This window comes from Janthinobacterium sp. GW822-FHT07A03, assembly GCF_058798815.1.
Genome location: NZ_JBXAKW010000037.1, coordinates 1 through 1,012 on the forward strand (window position 1 = coordinate 1; position 1,012 = coordinate 1,012).

Consider the following 1,012-nt stretch of genomic DNA (forward strand, 5'->3'; position numbering starts at 1 on the left):
GAGCTGGCGCGCCGGGCTCAGGAAAGCGGCGCTAACTAAACGATTGGCTGTGTCTGGTTATACGGGGGCAAGATCAGCTTGAAAAGCTGCGCGTCCTGCACGTACTTCATATGCCAAAGATTAGCGATATCGTACCACTAGCCAAACTGGCACAGTTGAAGTCGCTATCTTTGGCGACACTCCCAAGTTGGGATGCGTCGAAGAAGACCACCATCATTCAATCGCTTGAACCACTGGCAGCAATCCCGGAGCTTGCCTATTTGGAACTTTTTGGCATTTGCCCGCCAGATAAATCGCTTGCCCCCCTTGAGCGATGCAGGAATCTCCAAACGGCTCGTATTTCACACTACCCCAAGGCGGAGATCGAGCGTTTTTTTCTGCAGCAAAAATCGTCGATAAGTTTAATCCTAAACCTTCGTTTTCTTAACCCGCAATGCTTACAAAAGGGCGGAACCTGCCAACAACGGCAACCGGCCAAGAGCAGCCATTTATGGAAATTCAATTTACGCATCGCATACATATCGCCGACGGCCCGCTGGAGAAATATGTCTATCAAGCCTCACCAATTGTTGCCGTACTGCTGTATTTTTTTGCTGTGGCTTGCTGCTGTATATCTTGCAAACCATAGCGGGGTTGCGCTCATGGTCGATCTCAAGACCGGCGAGAAACATTGTGTTGAAATGTTGGCGCTTCACTTCCAGGCGATTCAGTACAGTGAATTGCTCGGGCTTTTGGGTATTGCTAGTGTCATTGGGGTGTTCTTGCTACCCGCCATAGCTATTTTCGTCGGAATTATCGACTTTAGAAGTCGTCGACGCCGGAAAGTACAGCAGGCCGAAAGGCAATAACCGTTGATGGCGATGGTCCGCTTTGGGGCGGAACCTGCCAACGACGGCAACCGGCCAGAAGCAGCCATTCACGTTGATGTGACAATATGTGGCTTTTCGCACTTAATAATTCGCTATGCTCATGAGCCGGTGACGACCAGGCAAATACACCGACTTAATTAATT

At 49.9% G+C, this 1,012-nt stretch carries 1 protein-coding gene; it reads left to right on the forward strand.

Annotated elements, in window-relative coordinates; translation table 11 throughout:
- The first annotated feature begins 110 nt into the window (after positions 1-110).
- A complete protein-coding gene (locus AC1RJW_RS29665; RefSeq protein WP_493048106.1) occupies positions 111-848 on the forward strand; it encodes a hypothetical protein in 738 nt (245 codons plus the stop codon).
- The last annotated feature ends 164 nt before the right edge of the window (positions 849-1,012 follow it).